The organism is Wolbachia endosymbiont of Spodoptera picta (assembly GCF_018141665.1).
Classification (GTDB): Bacteria; Pseudomonadota; Alphaproteobacteria; order Rickettsiales; family Anaplasmataceae; genus Wolbachia.
The window spans coordinates 962,960-985,705 of record NZ_CP067976.1; the positions used below are offsets into that span (position 1 = coordinate 962,960).

The 22,746-nt window shown below is 33.7% G+C and carries 24 protein-coding genes and 1 tRNA gene; 8 read left to right on the forward strand and 17 right to left on the reverse strand.

All coding sequences use genetic code 11. From position 1 onward, the window contains the following. The first annotated feature begins 246 nt into the window (after positions 1 to 246). On the forward strand, positions 247 to 999 hold the full coding sequence (locus JKF54_RS04360; RefSeq protein WP_211907686.1) for an ankyrin repeat domain-containing protein: 753 nt from the start codon (positions 247 to 249) through the stop codon (positions 997 to 999). Positions 1,000 to 1,101: 102 nt separating this feature from the next. Here JKF54_RS04360 and tyrS read toward each other — a convergent pair whose 3' ends face one another. Next, positions 1,102 to 2,364 (reverse strand): tyrosine--tRNA ligase, encoded by a 1,263-nt coding sequence (gene tyrS, locus JKF54_RS04365; protein WP_211907687.1) that lies wholly within the window; start codon positions 2,362 to 2,364, stop codon positions 1,102 to 1,104. A gap of 230 nt (positions 2,365 to 2,594) precedes the next feature. After that, a complete protein-coding gene (gene rsfS / locus JKF54_RS04370) occupies positions 2,595 to 2,912 on the reverse strand; it encodes a ribosome silencing factor (protein WP_007302263.1) in 318 nt (105 codons plus the stop codon). 128 nt (positions 2,913 to 3,040) lie between these two features. On the opposite strand from rsfS, the gene JKF54_RS04375 reads away from it, so the two are divergent. The 3 genes from JKF54_RS04375 (at position 3,041) to JKF54_RS04385 (ending at position 4,899) form a co-directional block, all read left to right on the forward strand. After that, positions 3,041 to 3,529, forward strand: coding sequence for an AAA family ATPase (locus JKF54_RS04375; protein WP_211907688.1), 489 nt, complete (start codon positions 3,041 to 3,043; stop codon positions 3,527 to 3,529). Positions 3,530 to 3,632: 103 nt separating this feature from the next. Then, entirely contained in the window at positions 3,633 to 4,121 is a 489-nt protein-coding gene (locus JKF54_RS04380) for an RNA pyrophosphohydrolase (RefSeq protein WP_211907689.1), read from the forward strand. After that, on the forward strand, positions 4,111 to 4,899 hold the full coding sequence (locus tag JKF54_RS04385; protein WP_211907690.1) for a TatD family hydrolase: 789 nt from the start codon (positions 4,111 to 4,113) through the stop codon (positions 4,897 to 4,899). Before JKF54_RS04380 ends, JKF54_RS04385 begins: the two co-directional genes overlap by 11 nt. A gap of 5 nt (positions 4,900 to 4,904) precedes the next feature. Here the strand turns inward: JKF54_RS04385 and mdh are convergent, their stop codons facing one another. Genes mdh through JKF54_RS04420 form a run of 7 tightly spaced genes read right to left on the reverse strand, consistent with a single transcriptional unit; the run spans position 4,905 to position 8,689 of the window. After that, positions 4,905 to 5,849 (reverse strand): malate dehydrogenase, encoded by a 945-nt coding sequence (gene mdh / locus JKF54_RS04390; RefSeq protein WP_211907691.1) that lies wholly within the window; start codon positions 5,847 to 5,849, stop codon positions 4,905 to 4,907. Positions 5,850 to 5,852: 3 nt separating this feature from the next. Beyond that, a complete protein-coding gene (locus tag JKF54_RS04395; protein ID WP_211907692.1) occupies positions 5,853 to 6,428 on the reverse strand; it encodes an NADH-quinone oxidoreductase subunit C in 576 nt (191 codons plus the stop codon). Position 6,429: 1 nt separating this feature from the next. Continuing rightward, positions 6,430 to 6,933: a NuoB/complex I 20 kDa subunit family protein gene (locus JKF54_RS04400; RefSeq protein WP_211907693.1), complete on the reverse strand. Its 504-nt coding sequence runs from the start codon at positions 6,931 to 6,933 to the stop codon at positions 6,430 to 6,432. Next, entirely contained in the window at positions 6,924 to 7,277 is a 354-nt protein-coding gene (gene ndhC / locus JKF54_RS04405; RefSeq protein ID WP_211907694.1) for an NADH-quinone oxidoreductase subunit A, read from the reverse strand. The genes JKF54_RS04400 and ndhC overlap by 10 nt, the downstream gene beginning before the upstream one ends. A gap of 17 nt (positions 7,278 to 7,294) precedes the next feature. Beyond that, a complete protein-coding gene (locus JKF54_RS04410; RefSeq protein ID WP_211907695.1) occupies positions 7,295 to 7,663 on the reverse strand; it encodes an HIT domain-containing protein in 369 nt (122 codons plus the stop codon). 6 nt (positions 7,664 to 7,669) lie between these two features. Then, positions 7,670 to 7,951 carry a hypothetical protein gene (locus tag JKF54_RS04415; RefSeq protein ID WP_211907696.1) on the reverse strand — a complete coding sequence of 94 codons (282 nt, stop codon included), beginning with the start codon at positions 7,949 to 7,951 and terminating at the stop codon, positions 7,670 to 7,672. 3 nt (positions 7,952 to 7,954) lie between these two features. Further along, entirely contained in the window at positions 7,955 to 8,689 is a 735-nt protein-coding gene (locus JKF54_RS04420) for a hypothetical protein (RefSeq protein ID WP_211907697.1), read from the reverse strand. Between the two features lie 184 nt (positions 8,690 to 8,873). Between JKF54_RS04420 and JKF54_RS04425 the strand changes: the two genes are divergently transcribed. Further along, a complete protein-coding gene (locus JKF54_RS04425) occupies positions 8,874 to 10,250 on the forward strand; it encodes a UDP-N-acetylmuramoyl-tripeptide--D-alanyl-D-alanine ligase (RefSeq protein ID WP_211907698.1) in 1,377 nt (458 codons plus the stop codon). Between the two features lie 48 nt (positions 10,251 to 10,298). After that, positions 10,299 to 11,249, forward strand: coding sequence for a complex I NDUFA9 subunit family protein (locus JKF54_RS04430; protein ID WP_211907699.1), 951 nt, complete (start codon positions 10,299 to 10,301; stop codon positions 11,247 to 11,249). A gap of 8 nt (positions 11,250 to 11,257) precedes the next feature. Here JKF54_RS04430 and JKF54_RS04435 read toward each other — a convergent pair. From JKF54_RS04435 to rpmF, 4 genes are all read right to left on the reverse strand, one after another. Further along, positions 11,258 to 11,331: transfer RNA gene (locus tag JKF54_RS04435), tRNA-Arg, on the reverse strand. Positions 11,332 to 11,473: 142 nt separating this feature from the next. After that, entirely contained in the window at positions 11,474 to 12,433 is a 960-nt protein-coding gene (locus JKF54_RS04440) for a beta-ketoacyl-ACP synthase III (protein WP_211908754.1), read from the reverse strand. Beyond that, the gene (gene plsX, locus JKF54_RS04445; protein WP_211907700.1) at positions 12,423 to 13,460 is read right to left on the reverse strand and encodes a phosphate acyltransferase PlsX; all 1,038 of its coding nucleotides are present in this window, start codon (positions 13,458 to 13,460) and stop codon (positions 12,423 to 12,425) included. Before plsX ends, JKF54_RS04440 begins: the two co-directional genes overlap by 11 nt. An 8-nt stretch (positions 13,461 to 13,468) precedes the next feature. After that, positions 13,469 to 13,651 carry a 50S ribosomal protein L32 gene (gene rpmF, locus JKF54_RS04450; RefSeq protein ID WP_006014434.1) on the reverse strand — a complete coding sequence of 61 codons (183 nt, stop codon included), beginning with the start codon at positions 13,649 to 13,651 and terminating at the stop codon, positions 13,469 to 13,471. 231 nt (positions 13,652 to 13,882) lie between these two features. Here rpmF and JKF54_RS04455 point away from each other — a divergent pair, with 231 nt between their 5' ends. Both JKF54_RS04455 and JKF54_RS04460 read left to right on the forward strand, forming a co-directional pair. Continuing rightward, positions 13,883 to 14,665 (forward strand): MlaE family ABC transporter permease, encoded by a 783-nt coding sequence (locus JKF54_RS04455; protein WP_211907701.1) that lies wholly within the window; start codon positions 13,883 to 13,885, stop codon positions 14,663 to 14,665. Further along, positions 14,658 to 15,359, forward strand: coding sequence for an ABC transporter ATP-binding protein (locus tag JKF54_RS04460; RefSeq protein WP_211907702.1), 702 nt, complete (start codon positions 14,658 to 14,660; stop codon positions 15,357 to 15,359). The genes JKF54_RS04455 and JKF54_RS04460 overlap by 8 nt, the downstream gene beginning before the upstream one ends. Before the next feature lie 279 nt (positions 15,360 to 15,638). On the opposite strand, the gene ffh is transcribed toward JKF54_RS04460, so the two are convergent. From ffh to JKF54_RS04480, 4 genes are all read right to left on the reverse strand, one after another. After that, complete coding sequence (ffh, locus tag JKF54_RS04465) at positions 15,639 to 16,982, reverse strand: signal recognition particle protein (RefSeq protein WP_211907703.1); 1,344 nt, start codon at positions 16,980 to 16,982, stop codon at positions 15,639 to 15,641. After that, positions 16,967 to 18,526 carry a proton-conducting transporter transmembrane domain-containing protein gene (locus JKF54_RS04470; protein ID WP_211907704.1) on the reverse strand — a complete coding sequence of 520 codons (1,560 nt, stop codon included), beginning with the start codon at positions 18,524 to 18,526 and terminating at the stop codon, positions 16,967 to 16,969. The genes ffh and JKF54_RS04470 overlap by 16 nt, the downstream gene beginning before the upstream one ends. 618 nt (positions 18,527 to 19,144) lie before the next feature. Continuing rightward, a complete protein-coding gene (locus tag JKF54_RS04475; protein ID WP_211907705.1) occupies positions 19,145 to 19,546 on the reverse strand; it encodes a hypothetical protein in 402 nt (133 codons plus the stop codon). Between the two features lie 85 nt (positions 19,547 to 19,631). Then, a complete protein-coding gene (locus tag JKF54_RS04480; RefSeq protein ID WP_211907706.1) occupies positions 19,632 to 22,703 on the reverse strand; it encodes a WPE palindromic element domain-containing protein in 3,072 nt (1,023 codons plus the stop codon). Positions 22,704 to 22,746: the final 43 nt, after the last annotated feature.

Below are 22,746 nucleotides of genomic sequence, written 5' to 3' on the forward strand. Positions count from 1 at the left end.
AAATTTACTAGTACAAACAATAAATTACTATTCTTAAATTTAATCAGATTGATTGCAAAAAATAAGATTTTCAATAAGCTGCTTGTATAGTTAGCCTTTCATAGATAGTGATGCAACAAAGCCCGCCGGAATCTAGTTCATATTATATATTTATCTGATAAGTTCCATATATGTGTAATTTATTTAAATTGACTTCTTATCATATAATTAAATACATTATTGAAAATTAAAGGTAAGGTTATAGCAATGGAAATTTCAAATTGGCACGAATTATTGAATTTAGTTAATGTTGACAAAGATTTAAGCAAAGATAACGTAATTGAAAAAATACAAAATGAGCTGAAAAGATATTCAAAGGAATATGAAGAGTGGGAAAAGTCTGGCTTTGATATAAATTATGTGTTTAAAGATGGTGAAAAAGCGACTCTTTTGCACTTGGTGGCTTCCTTTAACCTAGAAAATATAGCGAAGGCTCTCATGGAAAAAAGGGCAAATGTTAATGAAAAAGATGTAAAAGGAGATACTCCTTTACATAATACTACTTATCTTGATAGTATAAACATAGCAAACGCTCTCATAGAACAAGGTGCAAATGTTAATGCAATAAATATATGGAGAAGGACTCCTTTACACTATGCTGCTTTATTTCGCAGTATGGCCATAATAGATGCTCTTGTAGAAAGAGGTGTCAATGTTAATGCAGTAGATATGTGGGGAGAGACTCCTTTATACTATCTTAATTGTCCAGCAATTAAGAAAGGGTGGATTGCCGGTGGAGTAACTGCATTATTAGGTACTGCTATATCTATAGCACTTTTTACAGCCGGAGAAATTACAGCTGAGTTAATACCTATAGTTATAGTAGTAGTTGCAATTACAGCAACAGCATTAATAGTTGGCAATGCTATATATAAATTGTCAAAGCCTGACACTCAAGTTGATAAACCAATCTCAGCAAATCGACAGCAAGAAACTGCTAGCGATAGTAGGGTTATCTAGCGATTCTGCCACAGTGTCAGCTGCTTCAATGATATCCATTTGTCCCTATAATTGTCTTTTCTTGGCTACCTTATTTTGCTATTCTTCTGAACAGAGACAAATTTACTTTCTTACTTCACTCACTAAAATTTTAATATGGCGTTTCTTTCCTGCAGATAATTTGATAAATGGCTGACCTTCAAAGCTTTCAGAGTTTATTGTATAGTTAACATCGTTTATAGTATTATCATTAACTTTACATCCATTTCCCTGTATTAAACGCTTTGCCGCACCTTTTGAAGGTTCAAAACCGGTGTCATGAAGCAAGTCTATCAGGAGTATGCCATTTGCAACTTGTTCTCTTGTGATAGTGTAACCAGAAAGCAATGAACTATCTTCATTTTCAAAAGCAGAGATTGCAGCAGATCGTGCAAGTTCAGCTTCTTTGCAACCATGACATATTTTTGTCACTTCTGTTGCCAAGACCTTTTTTGCTTCATTTATTTCTTGATCCTTCAAGAACTCTAGTTTTTTAATTTCATCAGTTGGTAAATCAGTGAAAAGTCTCAAGAAACGACCAACATCTTGATCATCAACATTGCGAAAATATTGCCAATAGTCATAGGAATTTAGCATGCTGCCATCAAGCCATACTGCCCCACTTTCAGTTTTGCCCATCTTTTTTCCTTGTGCGTTTAATAAAAGAGGTGTGGTAAGACCAAACAGCTCAGGTAAATTTAACTTTTTGCTAAGTTCAATTCCGTTTACTATATTTCCCCATTGGTCTGACCCTCCAATCTGGAGACGACAGCCATACTTTTTATTCAACTCGACAAAATCATAGGCTTGTAACAACATGTAATTAAACTCGAGAAAGCTTAGATTTTGCTCCCTATCTAGCCTAATTTTCACACTATCAAAGCCTAACATGCGATTTACAGAAAAATGTGTCCCTATATCACGCAAAAAGTCTATATATTTTATGTTATCTAACCAATCTGCGTTGTTTACTATGATTGCACCAGTTTTTCCATAATCGAAAGATATCATCTTCTCGAGGGTTTTCTTTATACCAAGTATATTTTGATTGATATCTTCTATCGGCAAGACGCTTCTTGCTTTGTCTTTACCAGATGGGTCACCAATTTTTGTTGTGCCACCTCCAAGTAGAACTATTGGCTTATAACCGAATTTTTGTAGGTGACGGAGCATCATGATTTGAATGAGACTGCCAATATGCAAACTTGGTGCCGTACAATCAAACCCAATGTATGCAATTATATAATTATCTTGTGATAATAGCTGGTCTAACCTATCAATGTTTGTACATTGATATAGGTATCCTCTTTCTTGAATGAAGTTTAAAAACTCGGATTTATGTTTCATAATATGTTATTTTGTGTGTAAACGGTGTTGTTAACGATGGCGTCATTCCAGTGCTTGACACTGGAATCCAGTTTATTATGAAATTTCATCAAAAATGTTGTATAGTGTGCTCGTTTATGATTAAGTTTTCTAGATTCCAGTGTCAAGCACTGGAATGACACCACCAACTTCATAAGGGTTGCCTTCAAAATTACAACATTTGAGCAAGTGTATACCAGCTACCTGGATAATCAATTCCATAACTCTTCTATCTTATAATATTCTCTTACTTCTGGCCTGAATAGGTGAACCATTATACCTTGAAAATTCACAATCACCCAGTTACCTTCATCCATACCTTCTACATCTATTTTATCATATTGCTTGAGATTTTTCATCACGTGCTCAGCTAATGCTTTTACATGGCGGCTCGAATCACCGGATGCAATGATCATATATTTTGCAATGACAGTTTTATTCTGTACATCAAAAGTAACTATATCTTGACCTTTGTTTTGATCTATTACATCTACAATTGTATTTTTTATTGATTCTGTATCACCATTCATTATTCTAAATTATATAATTTATCTGTAATGATACACTCAAAATTTCTGAATATGAACTATTTTTGATATGTTTCTAGTGTAACGTTTATAATACATATATTTGTAATATATGATAGTTTTCTGATGGTATGATCATTTACTTAATCGGATTTCCGGGTAGTGGCAAACTTACGATTGCAAAAGAGCTGTGTAATATTATTGATGGGGTGATAGTAGACAATAACCTGTTTAATAATATCATATTTGATATGATTGATTTCAGAAACGCTGAGGTTACAAGTGAAATATGGGAAGAAATTTTTGTGATTAGAGAGAATATGTTAGCAATATTGGAAAAATACCATATAGAATCAAAGCATTATATATTTACAAACGAATTGATAAAAGGTGATTCCTATGATCAAAAAGTATATAACTCAGTGGTGAATTTAAGTAAAAAAATGAACGTGGAGATTCTCCCTGTGGTGTTATATTGTAATAGTGGAGAACTAGTAAAGCGCGTTCAATTAAAGGAAAGAGAGCAGGAGAGAAAAATTACTGATTCAGATTTTGCTATGAGAAGAATTAAAGGAAAGAAACTATTTATGCCTCAAGGTTCACTTGAAATTGATAACTAAAACTTAAGCGCAAAAGAAGTTGCAAAAAAAATTGTTGAAAAAATGAATAGTAAAAAAGTAGTTGGAACTTCTATGATAGATAATTTAGCAATAGAGAGTATTTGTGATTAGTGAGGAGAAAGAGTATCGCCCTTGTGTTGGCATAATGTTATTTAACAAACAGGGAAATATTTTTATTGGAAAACGTTTTGATAGTGACTCTTATTGGCAGATGCCACAAGGAGGAGTTGATGAAGGTGAAGAGCTAGAGCAGGCAGCGCTACGTGAGCTATTGGAGGAAGTTGGTACTGATGAAGCAGAAGTTGTGGCTCAAAATAAAGAGTGGATATATTACAACTTACCCAAGGAAGTTATACCGATATGCTGGAATGGGAGATATTCTGGCCAAAAGCAAAGGTGGTTCTTAATGAAATTTTGTGGGAAGGATAAGGATATTAATATTAACTATACTGATCATCCAGAGTTCAAAGAGTGGCGTTGGCAAAATGTGGATGATTTGGTAGCCAGTGCCATACCGTTCAAAAAAGAAGTTTATAAAAAAGTGATAGAAGAGTTTTCTTCTATCATAAAAGGATCTATTTATGATAGTTGATTCTCATTGTCATCTAATTTATTTTTCTGATGATGAAATACCAAAGGTAATTTCAAGAGCAGAGCAAAATGGTGTGAGAATTTTGCATAACATATGTATAAGCATTAATGATATCCCTAAATTATTAAAAATCTCTTCATCCTATGATCAAGTCTACTGCTCCGTTGGTATACATCCGCTTGATACTAATGTGGAAAAAGGTGAGTGTATAAATGCTGATGAATTGATTGAATTTACTAAGGGCAAAAAGGTAATTAGTATCGGTGAAACTGGATTAGATTTTTATAAATCTGATAACAAAAGCAATCAAAAAAAAAGTTTTGCATCACATATAGAAGCGGCAAAAGTAACAGGATTACCTTTAGTTATTCACACTAGAAATGCTGATAGTGAGATGATTGATATGTTAAATTCAGAAATGAAGAAGGACGCTTTTAGTGGAGTAATGCATTGCTTTGCTTCTTCTAAAGAGCTTGCTTATAAGGCTATGGACTTGGGATTATACATTTCATTTTCTGGAATTATTACTTTTAAAAATGCGAACTTACTAAGAGAAATTGCACAAAATGTGCCACGTGAGCGTGTTTTAGTTGAAACTGATGCACCTTATCTATCTCCTGAGCCTTACAGAGGAAGAAAAAATGAACCGGCAATGGTGAAATATGTTGTGAATTGTTTAGCAGAATTATGGAATGAATCGTCGGAACAAGTAGCAAAAATAACTACAAATAATTTTTTTAGACTGTTTTCGAAGCTTGAGCTCAAAGAAATTCTATAGGGCAATTAATTTAGCTGACAGAGCTCTTTTACTGCACTTACAGATTTATAAAACATCTCTTGTTCACTATCGTTCATTTTAACTTCTAGAACTTTCTCAACTCCATTTTTGCCAATAATAGTAGGAACACCAATGAATAAGTCTTTCACACCATATTCACCATTAAGATAAGCAGCGCATGGTAATATACGCCTTTTATCTTTTAAGTATGATTCTAGCATGCTTATGGCTGAAGATGCAGGAGCATAGTATGCAGATCCAGATTTAAGTAGATCAACTATTTCTTTTCCACCATTACGAGTGCGCTCAACTATTTCATCAACTTTTCCTCGCGTAATCAAACCCATCTCAATGATTTGGGTAAGTGGAATGCCAGCAATTGAAGCATAATTGATTAGTGGTACCATAGTGTCACCATGTCCTCCAAGCACAAAAGCAGATACATCTTCGACAGAAATATTTAACTCACTTGCAAGAAAATAACGAAAACGAGCAGAGTCAAGCACTCCTGCCATACCAACAATCATATTAGTTGGCAGGCTTGAAGATTTGTATACTACTGAAACCATAGCATCTAAAGGATTGGTAACCACTATTACAAATGCGTTTGGAGAATGTTTTTTAATATTTTCCCCAACCTCTTTCATTACTGCAGCATTAGTTTGCAGAAGGTCATCTCTGCTCATTCCAGGTTTTCTGGCAATGCCAGCAGTTATTATAATTGCGTCAGAGTTTTTTATATCTTCATACCTATTTGTACCAGTAATATTGACATTAGATCGATCAATAGGAGATGATTCTGTAATGTCAAGTGCTTTACCTTGTGGTATTCCATCGCTTACATCAAGCAAAATAACATCTCCTAGTTCTCTTAGTGCAATCATATGGGCAAGAGTCCCACCGATATTTCCTGCACCAATCAAAGATATTTTTTTTCTTTGTGCTGTCATTTTCTACTCCTTTATATTTACTTTTGTGGCTTTACTACCTTCCCAAGGGGATAAGCTGTCAAACATACGAAAATCTTGCGGTAAGTCTATAGGATTATATACAACCTTTTTTGCCTCTATATCGTATCTTACTTCCTCGTAGCCAGTGAGAGGAAAATCTTTTAACATTGGATGACCTTTGAATCCATAATCCGTTAAAATCCTACGTAAATCTGGGTGATTAGAAAACTCTATTCCATACATATCAAATACTTCACGCTCAAACCACGAAGCTGCGTTAAATATCTTTGCTGCACTTAGAGGTATATCATCTTCACATAACTGAAGCTTTATGTGCACTCTGATATTGTGCACAAGGCTGAGCAAATTGTATATTAGCTCGAAACGTTTTTTTCTATCTGGGTAATCAACTCCAAAAACGTCAACTAATAATTCAAGCCTACACTTTTCATCATTACGTAGAAAGAGTAAGTGATTTTCAATGTCATTCAAAGCTGAATATATTACAATAGTGCCATCATTTTTCTGAATACATTCACATTTAGTCTTTTTTTGTATGTATTTTGCAGTTTTATCCATGCTATATATTCTTAGTTCGTTTTATTTTATTTTGTAGACATAGCATTCCATATAGTAACGCCTCAGCAGTTGGAGGGCATCCAGGAACATATACATCAACTGGCACAATTCTATCGCAACCACGGACTACTGAGTAAGAATAATGATAATAGCCACCGCCATTTGCACAACTTCCCATAGAAACGACGTATTTGGGGTCCGCCATTTGATCATAAACTTTACGCAATGCTGCTGCCATTTTATTAGTTAACGTGCCAGCAACAATCATAACATCTGCTTGCCTTGGGCTTGCACGAAAGATTATGCCATATCTATCAAGATCATAACGACTGGATGCAGTGTGCATCATCTCTACTGCGCAACATGCAAGACCAAATGTCATTGGCCACAATGAACCAGACCTTGCCCAGTTCATTATATAATCTATTAAATCGCCAAATTTAGTGATAAGAAAACCTTCTTTTTTGTAACGATTCCAATCGCTATTAGATAAATTTACTCCCATTCCAACGCACCTTTACACCACTCATAAATAAAGCCTATAGTAAGTATTGCAAGGAATATCATCATAGAACAAAATCCGTAATAGCTTATTTTAGATAAAGAAACGGCCCAAGGAAAAAGAAAAGCAATTTCTAAATCAAATATTATGAACAATATTGCAACTAAGTAAAATTTTATGTCGAAACTTTTTCTGGCTCTTGATAAAGGATTAAAGCCACACTCATATGTAGAAAGCTTTTCACCATCTGGGTTACTGACTGCAAGAAACATAGGTAATACACCTAAAGTAAAGGATACTACAATTGATACACAGATAAAAATTAATATGGTTAAATATTCACTCATTTAAAAAACATATAACACTATGAATTTACATGCTTTCCTAATCTTTTACCACCTAAAATATGTATGTGAAAGTGCGGTATAACTTGCTCTCCATCTTTACCGTGATTAGTAACTAATCTATATCCTGTTTTTTCTAAGTTATATTTATGTGCTATTTCTCTAACAGTTTTAAAAAAACTTACTATTTCCTCTTCGGAAGCTTTCAGAACAAAATCATCGTATGAAACGTATTGAGCTTTTGGTATAACTAGAATATAAACTGGTGCATCAGGATACTTATCACGAAAAGCTAGCACATTTTCATTTTTATGTATTTCCTCATAAGACAACTCACCTCTTAATATCTTAGCAAAGATATTAGTGTCATCATAAGCTGTACTACCCATACTTTATTAAATTCCTGGTCCTCTTCTATTTTGCTTATGATTTGGTGTAGAAGGTGGGCTTATTGCTGCTTCGCTAGAAGCATCTTCAAGACTTGAAACGTCTTTTAGCTGTATATCTTGTCCACGCAAAACTGACCCATAGTCCATTTGGTGTCTTTTTGAAAACGTTTCTATTCTATTTGCCCTTCTTGCAGCAATAACTTCTGGTTGTAAATGATACATATCTCCAGGAACAGTTAGGCTATGATACCTTTCCTCTATTTGAACTTCTTTCGTAACACTCTCCATAATTTATTTCCCCCTACCTCTTATGCTTTCGCAACTTTCAAAATCTTGTTTAATAGCTTTTTGCCAATTATTTAAAATTTTCTCTGATGACTTTTCTTTATCCATAAGCCTTACAACTTCCTGTGACTTCTGCTTTTTACTATCATATCCACTATACAACTTTTCTGCAATACCATACAGCAATTTCCGATCTGTGTGAACTTTAAACTCTCCACCAGTAATTTTTGCCAAATTTTTAAGATCACAATCAATCTTATTATAAATTCCTTCAAGAGCGTACTTTTTCATTACTTTTTCATCCATACCTAGATTTTTATCTTTTATTTCTTGGATAATCTTTTCAACATCAACTTCAATTACAATTTTGTTTTCTTCTCTAAAAATAGTTATATTGGGCAGATCTTCCCTTATTTCATCTAATTTCTCTGGACTCAAGTAAGGTATATTCCCCGTTAAAGTTCTTGACGCTAAAAAACTTACCTTACCTTTTTCTTGTTTTGTTATTTGTATGCCAAGGTACTTACTAGCTTCTGTGGTTTTTATAGGTGGGTCATATTTCTCTTCTTCTTTAGGTACATCACTCACAGCGTTTTTTAATGAAACTTTAGCATCATGCTTCATTTCATCAATTGAAGCAAACGGTTTCTTTATAGGATAAATAAGTGCTTTAGGCACAAGAAAAAACACACCTTTTATCTTAGCCAAAATAGACTTTTTATTTGACTCATCTTTTGCCATACATACCTCCAAGTCACTTTCTACAATCAGATAGTAAAATACACCCAATTATAGACGAAAATATTTAAGCTTGTATATCTATTATAAGATGAAATTATAGAAATAGCAATCATTATTTGTACATTACCAAAGTATGTAGTATTTTTGCTGCTTTTCTTGTTCAAATTACCTTTAAAGATAAATTATGTTAAAATGGAACGCAAATAATATTATCGATGCTACTGGCGGAAGAGGGGAGGGTGTTTGTAATTCGGTATATAGCTCAAATATTTCAACGGATACAAGAAGCATAAAAAAAGGTGATTTATTTATTGCTCTCAAGGGAAAGAAATTTGATGGGCATGATTTTCTACATGAAGCATTTTTAAAAGGAGCTGTTGCTGCGGTAGTAAGCGAAGATAAATATAGAAATTTTCCTCTAATTATTGTGCAAGATACTCTAAAAGCTTTGCATAATATGGCATCATATTACATTAGAAATATTCTTGTTAATGCTAAAGTTATCACAATTACAGGTAGTGTTGGGAAAACCACTACAAAAGATATGCTTAACACTGTTTTGTTGCATTATGGAGTATCTCATGTAAATGAAGGTAACTTGAATAATAATATAGGATTGCCTTTTACGATTCTAAAAGCGCCAGAAGACTGCCAGTACTTAATCCTTGAAATAGGAATGAGTAGAGCTGGTGAAATAAAAGAGTTATCGGAGATTAGCAATCCGGATATTGCAGTTATTACCAACATTGAACCTGCGCATGTTGAAAATTTTTCATCTCTACTTGATATTGCGCAAGCGAAATTAGAAATTCTACATGGTATGAAAAATAATGGTACTTTGGTTTTGAATAAGGATAATGAACATTATGATTATCTCTTATCAAATGCTAACAGAAATGTAGTAAGCTTTGGTAAGAATGAAAGTGCTACTGTTTGTTTGTTAGACCTAATAAGAGACGATAACGGTCTAAATTTAAAAATCAAACTGAACAGTGGTCAAATTATGAACTGTAATTTACCTGTAAAAGGCGAACATTTTGCATACTCTGCATTAGTTGTTACAGCAGTTTTGCAAAGTCTCGAACTTGATTTATCTAAATTACCACTAGCACTTGAGAATTTTACTGTAACAGAAGGTAGAGGTAATGTTCATCAAGCTAAATACAATGGAAAATTAGTACATTTGATTAACGACTCCTATAATGCTAACCCTACTTCAATGAAGGCTGCAATAAGAACTTTAGGTACATATTCTAATTTAAGAAAAGTGGCACTACTTGGCGATATGTTAGAACTTGGTAATGAAAGCATAGTATTTCATACAGAATTGCTTGACTCTATAGTAGAACAAAATGTGAATAAAGTTCATACGGTTGGTAAATTTATGTTAGAATTGAATAAACTTTTACCGGAGAATATAAAAGGCATGCATTTCGATGATTCTAACAAATTGAAAAGTAATTTAGCTAATATTGTTCAAGGTAATGATGTAATTTTAGTTAAAGGTTCTCATGGAATGAGAATGGACCTTATAATGCAGGAATTCACAATAGAATATTAAATAAAACTATTGTATTAATTTAAAGTTAAGTTATTGGAAGTTTTAACTGTGATAAAACGTATAGTTATTTTTGGTGGAACGGGATTTATAGGAAAACACATCGTAAGACGCTTGGCAGCGGCGGGGTATTTAATAAGAATATTTACTCGTGATCAGGAAAAAGCTGCTTGTCTGAAGTTATGTGGAAATTTAGGACAAATATCAATAATTGAAGGAGATTTTTTTAATGAAAAATCAATTTTAGAAAGTATGGAGGGATGTGATGTTGTTATAAATTTAGTAGGAATACTATATGAGACAAGAAAGCACGATTTCTATGACGTTCATGTTGGAGTAGCTGAAAGAATAGCAAAAGCTGCGCAAATAAAAAGTGTATACATGATGATACATTTTTCTGCCATGGGAATAGAAAATAGTAAGCTGTCAAGATACGCCCAAAGTAAATTAGAAGGTGAAAAAGCTGTAACTTCAGCATTTCAGGGAGCAATAATAATTAAGCCAAGTCTTGTATTCGGTAAAGAAGATAGTTTCTTCAATAAATTTGCAAGATTAGCAACAATTCTTCCTTTTTTGCCGTTAATCGGTAGTGGAATAACGCAATTTCAGCCGATATGTGTAACAAACTTAGCTGAAGTGGTATATCGTATTATCAGCTTTAATAAGCAAGATAAAAAAATTTATAATATAGGTGGACCAAAAGTTTACTCTTTTAAAAGCTTATTAAAGTTTATTCTGAATGTGACTAACAGAAAGTGTCTACTGATCAATGTACCTTTTCCAATGGCAAGATTGATAGCCTTTTTCTTAGAAAGTAAAGTTGTTTCTGTGCTGTTAAAACCTATAACCGGAGATGCAAGCCCTATACTTACTCGAGATCAGGTGAAAGTTATGATGAATAGTTCAATCGAAAAGTCAGATGATCTCGGAACAATGAAAATTAGACCACTAGCAATTGAAAATGTGGTACCAGAATACTTGAAAATTTATAGAAAGCGTTGATAGAAGAATGTGCCCGGTAGGATTCGAACCTACGACCCACAGCTTAGAAGGCTGTTGCTCTATCCAACTGAGCTACGGGCACACATCATGTATAAAATGCTTCTTAGTACACGTGAAGTCAAGTATTTCTTGTGAATATAATGTTTGTGATAATATCTCAAAACTTTGTCAGTACAGCATGTAACGATAAAACTGAGAAAAAAGAAGCGTGGGTAATAGGAAGTCTAATAGCGCAGTAACACAGAACCCCAGGTCAGGCCTGCACCTATTGAAATCAGCAATATCAGATTTCCTGACTTTATTTTTGATTCTTGTACTGCATAGTCTAAGGCTAGTGGAATTGACGCTGCTGAGGTGTTTGCATGCTTATCAACTGTATTAATTACTTTTTCTATAGGAAAATCTAATTTCTTTACTACTGCTTCAATAATGCGAATGTTTGCTTGATGGGGAATTAACCAGTCAATATCAGTAATCTTCAAACTATTGCATTTTAGAGTTTCCTCTACTGAGGCTGTTAATTTCTCTACTGCATGTTTAAACACTTCTCTTCCATTCATAAGTATCTTTCCAGAATCACGAGTAGAGGATATTCCTCCGTTTGTACATAATAAGTCCACATTGCCATCAGAGTGTAAGTTTGTTGATATAATGCTACTGCTACTCATTTCTGATTTCATTATCACTGCACCAGCACCATCACCAAAGAGTACACAAGTTGACCTATCTTCCCAATCAACAATCCTAGACATTATTTCAGCACCAATAACAAGCGCGTATTTAATTCTATCGTTAGACTTTATAAGTGAATCAGCAACTGTAACTGCATATATAAAACCAGAGCATGCTGCCTGTACATCAAAAGCAAATGCGTTTTTACACTTTAATTTACTTTGTATAATCGTTGCACAGCTAGGAAAAGTTTTGTCAGGTGTTGTTGTTGCAACTATGATCAAACCAATTTCATCTATTGAAATTTTCGCTTTTTCTATAGCATTTTTCGCTGCATTAACAGCTAAATCTGACGTTAATTCTCCTTCATCTGCTATATGTCTTTGAACTATTCCTGTTCTTTGCCTTATCCATTCATCGTTTGTTTCAACTATCGATGCAATTTCGTTATTACTCAAAATTTTTTTTGGTAGGTAAGAACCAGTGCTCAATATGAAACTTTTATTTAATATGACTTACCCCGTTAATTATCTTCTGGTTCAAATTTTCACTGATTGCATTTACTGCAAATTTTATAGCGTGAGCAAAAGAAATAGCATCAGAATTTCCGTGGCTCTTTATAATGATACCATTTAGCCCTAAAAACATAGCTCCACTTCTAATTTTAGGATTAAAACGCTCTAATGCTTTATTTAGCTTGGGTTTCAACAATATGCCGACAAGCATTTTTGTCATCCATGAATTAAATACTTCCTGTTTTATTAGACTGATAAAAGTACCAGCAGTTGCCTCAGCTGTCTTGAGCATTACATTACCAACAAAACCATCAGCAACAATTACGTCTATATTACCATCTAAAAATTCACTTGCCTCTATATATCCTTTGAAGTTAATACTTGGAGCATTTTTGAGTAACTCAAAAGCTCCTCTTACTGAGTCAGTACCTTTCACTTCCTCTGTACCAATGTTTAGCAAAGCGACTTCAGGATTTTCAACTTTTAATGCTATTTTTGCAAATATACTCCCCATTAATGCAAATTGAAATAATGAGTCAGTATTACAGTCAACATTTGCACCAAGATCAAGCAATGCAAAGCTTTTTGTCTTAGTTGGACAGACAGATGCAATAGCAGGACGATAGATATTGGGTAATGTTCCTAAAATAAATCTGGAGATAGCCATCAATGCTCCAGTGTTGCCTGAAGACACCATCCCAAAAGCTTTACCTTTTTTCACTGCTTCAACAGCTGCCTTCATACTTGAATCTTTGCGATGTCTAAGTGCAAAAGAGGGTTTATCATTTGGAAGAACATTATCAGAGCAATGGGTAAATTCGGAGCTATCGCTTACTTTTTTGTATTTTGAAAGCAAAGGAGATATTTCTTTCTGATCTCCATAAATATGAAAAAAAACTTCAACACCTGGGTCAACAAGATTATCCAAGAAAAAACTAGCACCCTGAATTACGGAAAAAGGTGCAAAATCCCCTCCCATAGCATCAAGTGCGATAACTATGTTGTTGTTGACCGTGGGTAACATATCATGAGTTACTCCGCCTTTTGTTTAATGAAAACACGTTTTCCTTTGTAACTATTGTCAACTGCTATGTTGTGAGGCAACATGAATTCTCCAGTTGTTGCACATACCACAATATTCTTAGGCTTAATAGCATGATGAGAACGATGCATATTACGCCTTGATTTTGACTTTTTTCTCTTCGGAACTGCCAAAACTTACTCCAATTCAATTATATAACACAATTTATTAGTAGCATGTTTTTTACAAGAAGTAAATAGCGAAATAAGTAAGGTTTTCTTATACAATTCACTCTTATAAACTTAAACTCAAGCATTTTGATCAAAGTATATTGAACTTAAGACATATCTTGACTATACTCTGGCGAAGTTAATAAAAATTTTAATAAAATCAGTAAAACTAATTTTAGCTAAGATAAATGTAAAGTGAGTTCCTTTAATATAGACAGTGTTAGAATAATCGGTAGATGCTTTATCAACTTTCTGTTGAGGATTGGTAACGCATTTGTATTTTTTATTCAATCTCTATACCACTGCTTTATTCCTCCATATTATTTTAGCAATGTGGCAAGACAAATTATAGAGATAGGCTTTTTCTCTTTGCCAATTGTTGGGCTCACTGGAGTTTTTATAGGAGCAGTGATAGTTTTACAGAGTAGCTTAAGTGGTATATTGATTAATCAAGAACAAGTAGTACCTAAACTTGTTACGGTTACTATCATTAAAGAGTTAGGGCCAGTTTTGATCAGCTTAATAATGGTAGGAAAGGTTGGGTCCTCAATTGCAGCAGAAATTGGCACGATGCGCATCACTGAACAAATAGATGCACTTACAACTTTGGACATCAATCCTTTCAAATATTTAATTGTACCAAGAATTCTAGCGTCAGTTATAGTATTTCCAATACTTACAGTATGTGCAGATCTAATAGGAATATTTGGAGGGTATGTCACCGCAGTCTTTGAATTTAACCACAATTTAAATATATACATAAAATATACAGCTCAATTCTTTAATATGTACGATTTTATTGTTGGGCTAATGAAAGCGACTGCTTTTGGTGCCATAATTTCTGTTTCAAGTTGCTATTACGGTTACCATTGTAGGGAAGGTGCACGAGGAGTAGGTATTGCAACAACATCAACTGTTGTTATATCCTCTATATTGATAATTTTAGCAAATTACTTAATTACTTTAATACATGCATAGCCCCATAATATCAATATTGAATCTAAGCTTATCCTTTGATGATAGAACGATATTAAACAACATAACTTTCAATATATCGAAAGGAGAATCATTAGTCATACTTGGCGGCTCAGGAAGTGGTAAATCTGTATTAACAAAAATAATTATTGGATTACTGACACCAGACTCAGGGTCTATTAAAATAAATAGTAAAAGCAAAAATAAATTTGGAGTCTTATTTCAAAATTCCGCTTTGTTTGACTACGTTACAGTGTGGGAAAATATATCTTTTAATTATAAAAAACGCTTTAATATCAGCATAAAGGAGGCAAAACGCCTAGCAATCGAGAAGTTAAATGACGTTGGACTGGAAGAAAACATAGCAGAAATGTTTCCAGTAGAACTATCAGGTGGAATGAAGAAAAGAGTGGCACTTGCAAGAGCAATTGCACACAACCCAGAAATTATTGTATTGGATGAGCCAACTTCAGGATTAGACCCAATCATGTCAGATGTAGTAAACGAGATAATAATAAAATTATCTCAAGATCTTCGTCCTACAATTATCACGATTACACATGATATTCATAGTGCATTTAAAATAGCTGACAAAATAGCAGTATTATATGAAGGGGAGATCATTTTTCACGGAACTGTTCAGGAAATACAAAATACTAACAACGAATATATAAAAAAGTTCATTTATTGTATATAGCTACAGGTTTACAAACGATATTGTGGATGCTGTAACTAGCCTAACTTGAGATATCGACAACCTTCGGTCTGTTACTAGTGTAGTGCTACGGTGGTATAGTGTGTTAGCTATAAAACAGCGCATTAAATATAGATAAAGTAACTTGTATCAATTTTTATTATCATGCCAATTCCAACTGAAGAAATTTATTGAATTTATTACTTCACGCTAAAATAATATACTTTACTATTCAACAGCAATTACAACTGATGATTTTATTTCATTCCACTACCTGCTGACTTACTTTCTGCTTAGCATATCCATCAAATCAGATTCTTTGAGTTTACTATGGTCAACTTTACTGAACTTATTCACCATAGAGCTCATTTGATTATACTGCTTAATTAGAAGATTAACGTCAGTTACACTTGTTCCGGACCCCTTAGAAATTCTAAGTCTTCTTTTGCCATTTAAAATATCTGGATTTTGCCTTTCTTTTTCGGTCATTGAGTTTATGATGGCTATATATTTTTTCACTTTATTGTCGTCTGGCACACTGCTACTTAGCTTTTTTGTGAATGAACTAGGGATGAATTTCATTATGTTGCTAATGCCATCCATTTTACTCAGAGTTTTTAACATTCCCACTAGGTCGTTTAGGTCGAATTTACCCTTTTTTACTTTCTTTTGTAACTTATCAATTTCTTCCTGACCAACAATCTCAGCAGCTTTTTCAACCAATGATACAACATCACCCATGCTAAGTATCCTTTTTGCAATTCTATCGGGATAAAAATCATCGAGGTCACTTAATTTTTCACCACAAGCAATAAATTTAATTGGACAATCGGTGATCATTTTCATAGAAAGAGCAGCACCACCACGTGCATCACCATCAACACGGGTGAGAATAATGCCGGTTACACCTATTACCTCATTGAATGATTTGGCAATGTTGACCGCATCCTGGCCTATCATTGCGTCGGCTACTAAAATAACTTCTGCAGGTGAAGCTATTTCCTTTACGGCTTTCAACTCATTCATCATATTATTGTCAATATGAAGCCTGCCTGCGGTGTCTAGTATTAATACATCATAATTATCGTTCTTTGCTGCTGCCAGTGCCCTTTTTGTAATTGCAATAGGCTCCTCATTTATTACTATAGATAAAGTTTGTACGTCTATCTGTTTACCCAGCACCTCAAGTTGTTTCTGGGCAGCCGGCCTATAAATGTCTAAAGAGGCAAGCATCACTTTTTTCTTTTGCTTTTTTAGCTTTAAAGCAAGCTTTCCTGAGGTAGTTGTTTTACCTGCACCTTGTAAGCCCACCATCATAATCACAGCAGGGGGTTTAACTGCTAGATTTAAGTCACTTTTCTCTGATCCGAGAACTGCAACTAAATTATCCTGCACAATTTTAATTATCATTTGTGCTGGAGAAACACTTTTTATGACTTTTTCCCCAATCACTTTATCTTTAATGTCGTTGATGAATTTTTTTGCAACTTCAAGTGAAACGTCAGCTTCAATTAAAGCTATACGTATTTCACGCATGGCAAGATTAAAATCATCTTCAGAAATGATCGACTTTCCTCTCAGTTTACTAAATACAGAATTTAAACTTTCAGTTAACGATTTAAACATAATAGCATTAGTAGAATACTCATTAAAAAGAGAGAAGAAGCTGAAACAAAACTTACTGAGTTATAACTTAGCACTTCTTTAAGTTTAGTAATATTATTAAAGTATAAATTAGTAAGTGAATTAGTCAAGTTTTGCAGTACGTTGGCAGACATTTCTCTCACTTTAAAGACCAATTGATTGAACAACAAGATAATATAGGATATGAAAATTCTAAAAATCCAATCAACATCCATTTTAAAATTTACTCTCGGGTAAAATAACTTGCGTAAAGGAATAAACAATAAAGTGGTACATAGTAATAAATTAAATTGCGACAAAACATTTTTTGTGTTGTACACAAAATCGAAAATCGAAGGTTTATTGTAAATAGGTAAGTAAGGATTGCCAGCGATTACGCATATAAATGCTAAAATAATCATAGTCATTTTGCTTCCCCTCTCTGCTAAAGGTTTTGACTTACTTTTTGCAATAAATAAGTAATAAAGAAACTTTAGCCCCAAGCTTAAATGAAGCAGCAAATTTAGAAGCTTATATAAATTTTTATACCCTTTTAAGGCAACAGTGTTCATTTCAATTTCAGCTGTGATATATGATTTACTGATAAATCCAACGGTTCCAGGAAATGCAGCCATTGTAAGTATTGCGATTATAGCACACATGCCTTCCACTGACATCAGTTTACCCACTCCATTAAAACTAATTGTTTTTGTTTGTAAAATAATCGAATTACTGACCACAAACAATAATGATTGATAAACAAGAGAGAAGATTATATGCAGTATCAAAATTGGTATTGCTTTTTCCGAAGGACTGAGCAAACTTCCTGCAATAATCAGCAAGCCCATTTGTCCTACAACATTATAGCATAAAAATCTGCGAATATTTTGCTCAAGAGAAGCAAATATAATGCTGTAAATTGCAGTGATGGCGCCTACAAGCGCTAATATTTCAGTACAATCTTGCCATAGGTTATAAGTGTGTAAAAGCATCACTAAAAAAGAGACTTTAGTGGTAAATAAAGAGAGATATGTGGTGCCATGTAGCGATGCAGCAGGATATGCATCAACAATCCAAAACGAAAAAGGAAAACAAGCGCAGTTTATCAATAAACCCAAAATTATCAGGTTAGTGCTTTGAAGTGCCAATCCTACTATTAATATAACTCCAACGAAAAAGTGTACACAAGCGTACCTTATTGCAGGTCCACTATCTCTACAGCCAGATGCGATAGTAAAAAATGCACTGACAGTCATTAATTCACAGAATATTATAACCAATATCATATGTTCAGATAAAACTGCATAAAGTGAACTAATAGTGTAAGCAGCAAAAGATAGCATCTCTGAAAAAGTCAAATTTTGTACTGGTAGAACAGCTAAAAATGCAACTGATAAAAAAGATATTAGTACGATACGAAAAGATAAATCAAAATTTAGAACTGGATGAGAACAATTCAGTGTAGTACCTAAATTTTCAGGTAATATTAGGACTATCACTATTAATGTAGTCAATAGAAATAGCAATAAAAATTTATAAAGTTGCACAATGATGTAAAACAGTATGGTTTATGCTACCTCAACATACAAATAAAATCAATTTGCATATTAACCACTAGTTAAGCTAATTACCATATAATTATATCAGGGTTTAGAAGGTTATAGAGAAACCGGTCAGATTAGGTTTTTAATCTAATCTGACCGATAGCTTTAATAGTGAGGTAAGCTTTAATATAGCACTCCTAATTCACAGTGCTACACTCGTGCATAATTTATTTTTAATTTGTGCACGAGCGTTAGTAAATTATTTACTTTTTGAAATAAAGTTTGGCATCACTTTAATATCTAGAACTTCATTAAGTCTGTCAGTTGAGAGTTATTTACTCGCTTTCTCTTCAGTATTTGCATAAATATAATGGATCTGCCAGTTTTTAATGCACTCATTCGACTTTTATGCTCTTCGCAATATCTGATTCTATTAAAGAATTCTTCGTTAATTTAGTTTTTTATGTTTTTTGGATAATGATATAGATAGGTTCCGCTAACACGTAGTGGAATATTAAATTGTTTATCTATAGATCCCTGTATCAAGCACTGTAATGACGGCATTCGAGTAGAGATAATGGAACCAAGAGAGCTCTGAGTAGCTGTATAATGAAAATTAGATTATATAAAAACCTCTGACAACATATTCTGTGTTATATCATTGTCCATAACTGTGTAATCAATATTATATTTATCGAATTCATTGCGCATCCTAGTTAAATGTCCTTTATCATGATCCAAAAGAACACTTACGTAGCTCAAGCTATCATTAAAAAGATCATTATAAATTACTGGAAATTGAACTGTGTAGGATGTTGTACACTCATCTTGACCGTTATTATCTTTACAAAGGGACATTTTTCCTGTTTTGCCAGTATCATCTTTAGTAGAAATAAGAAATTTCATACCTACGTCTTCGTTTTTTGCTATAAACTCCTTACACTTTCTACTTTTTGCAGAACATGGTCCTATAGCTATAGAGTAGCTTTCTTTTGGAAGTGTGAATATTAACTGATGTGTCATAATACTACCTTAATAAAAATCATTATTGTAGTATAGATTTATTAATAAATAATATACATTATGGTATAATTAGTACAAAATAGGTTTAACCAATCTCAGTAGGACTGCCAGTTGGACCCATAAGAATTATTTGTTCACCTTTTTTAAAACATTTACATAAATTAGTGGAACCGCCAGTTTCAAGCACAATAGTGGAAATAAATCCTTTTTTTTTGTCTACTTCAGTGCCGGTTACTGCTATACCTTCCATAGCAAGGTTTGTATTATTGGCTTTTCTACTATTGGTTTCAAAATTTTGCAACCTAAAGAATTGTCCAGGTTTAAAATTCTTTGCCGCAAGTGGTGCTTTGATCACTATTTCCACAACTTTGTTTGTTAAATATTGAACTTTTATAACCTTTGCAGTGAATTGCTCTTTGATTTTATTGAAAAATTCTTTGTTAGCTAGGTGTTCTGATATTATTCCAGCGCGTGACGCTTTAGCGTGCAAATGCTGCAATTTGTAGGTAATTCGCATAGCAGGTGGTGTCGTGCAAATAGCTGACACTGGAATCCAGTTCTGACTATACAACCATCTGGTGTACTCATTCAAAATTAAGTTTTCTGGATTCCAGTGTCTGGGCACTGGAATGACATCTTTTTTGGTGAAAGTTACTCTTATATTACAACATTCATACAATTGTGCATGTGACTCCGAGATTCTAGCCGGAGTGACATAAATGAAGCTATTAACTCTATTCAAAAGCTGAGAAATGATAGGGTAACCATTCTTAGCGCTTGCCATAGCTTTGACTACACTGCCGCTATACGAGGGATGAAGATCACCAAAAAAGCTAATTGTTTTATTGCCTTCCTTATATACTAATATTCTATCTTTATCTCGCATCTTAGGAGAAAAGATAGGATCTATTTCTTTTCCCGATGAATTCAAATGAGTAAAATATCCGTTATTTAATTTAAAATGCTTTTTATCTTCTGTTGCAATAACTGTATTTGGTTCAGTACCTGCTGCTATAAAAATAGAACGTGCTTTTATATGCTTGATTTCATCAGATTTTGTGTCTATTAGTTTTATTGATTCAGCGTGGTTATATTTATCTATTACAACTTCAATCGGCTCTAAGTTTTCAATAAAGTAAATCCCTTCTGATAGTGCATTTTGCACCTCTTCGCTATTTAATCGATAACTTGGTGAATCTTTTAGCTCTTTTCTATATACAATTTTCACTCCCCCTAGACTTTGCATTAGTTCCAATATTTTTGCTTCTCTATTCTCTTTTTTTGCTGATTCTTGCTCTTTTCGGATCAATTGTGCATGCGATATCAGCTCATTTGCAAGTTCATATTCCTCTTCTTTCCAATCTTTTTCGACATATTTCTTTCCATACTTATCAACCAATATTTCATAACGAAGAAGAAATTTTTCTACTTGAATCGGATAGTAAGCTAAAACTTCAGTAGCAGTATCAATTGCAGTGAGTCCTGCACCTATGACAACTATCGGCATACGAACTTGCAGATTTGCTATAGAATCAAATTTAAGAGCGCCAGTCAGTTGTAACGACATAAGAAAGTCAGATGCCATGCGCACTCCACGGGCTAGTATGTTTTTTATTTTGATCATTCGTGGCTTACCAGAGCCAAGTGCCAAGGCAATGTGATCAAAACCCAAGTTAAATGCGTCATCAACAGTTATCGTGCTGCCAAAACGAATGCCTCCATAAAGTGCAAAATTCTCACGTCTTTCCAGCAGTAATCTAATAATCTTTAAGTAATTTTTATCCCACCTAGAAGTAATGCCGTATTCTGACACTCCACCAAACCCATCTGCCGTGCGTTCACTCAATTTTTCGTGTTCAAAACCTTTAATTAGCTGTAAATTATCGATCAAAGTTTCAATCTTTAGTCCGTCAATGGCGATAACGTTATGCCCATCGTTTAATAAATGATGAGCTAAATTAAAACCCGCAGGACCAAGGCCTACAACTAGGACGTTTTTTCCAGTGTTTCCTTTTGGCAATGGACGCTTAAAATTTAAAGGATTCCAACGGCTAAGCAGAGAATATATTTCAAATCCATACGGTAAACTAAGCACATCATCTAGAATCCTTGTTTCAATTGCTGGCACATTTACGGGTTCTTGTTTTTGATATATGCACGAATTCATGCAGTCATTGCATATTCTGTGTCCAGTAGCCGCACATAATGGGTTATCTATCATCACAATTGCAAGACTTGCTATGCTATATCCTTCGCTTTTTACCAGATTCATTTCTGATATTTTCTGCTCTAGTGGGCAGCCGTGCAGCTCAACTCTAAGTGGAGACTTTTTGAAAGTGTTGTCATCATTGATTAGCCCCTTTGAGCAGCTGTCCTTACTTTGCTTATGACAAAATATGCAGTAGTGAGCATTATCTAGTGCTTTATTCAAACTCACCTTTTTGCTTGTTAGATCAAAACCATATCTTCTTTTCACCTCATTTGAATACAGAACCTCAACCTCATCTACTTCTTTTTTCAAGAATGATACGAGATTTTCGTAATCAATTTTCTTATGTATGCTAAATAGTATACTCTGTTTATTTTTCACTCTCCAAACTGCATATTGAGCCGCAAGTTCTATTTCTTCTTTGTGATCCTCTTTATTTTCAAGCCAACTCATTACCTGCTCAGAAAAGTTTTTTTCTGTTGTCGGTAAAGTAATGAAACTATTTAATTTGTTAGTGACATAATCAATATTTGCTACATCAGTGTATTTCTTCAATGCATAACGCTGAACAAATAATCTTTTGCATCTGTATATTACAGCAAAGTCATTGTGTTTTTCCTTTAACTCTTCTACTTCTTTTTCAATATTGAAAAATTTTGCAATAAATTCATCAAGTAAATGTGAGAGATCCATTATTAACTGGCTATTACAACCATCTTTCATCCAAGCTGGAATCCATCCTTTTTGTTTTCTGGATCCCAGTGTCAAGCACTGGGATGAACACTGGGATGACATCGAAGAAGAAGCTGCTTTTTCTCTTGCTTCAACTAATGAATAAAACAAGCTTTCATCGCACGATTTTATGTAATCCAAAAACGCCTTATCTAACTTTATTAATTCACTACGAGTGTATAAGTTTGAAAATGAGATTTTGAAATTCAGTTGCATCTTTATACTATACAGTGTACATACTGTTTCTTATAGATGAAGA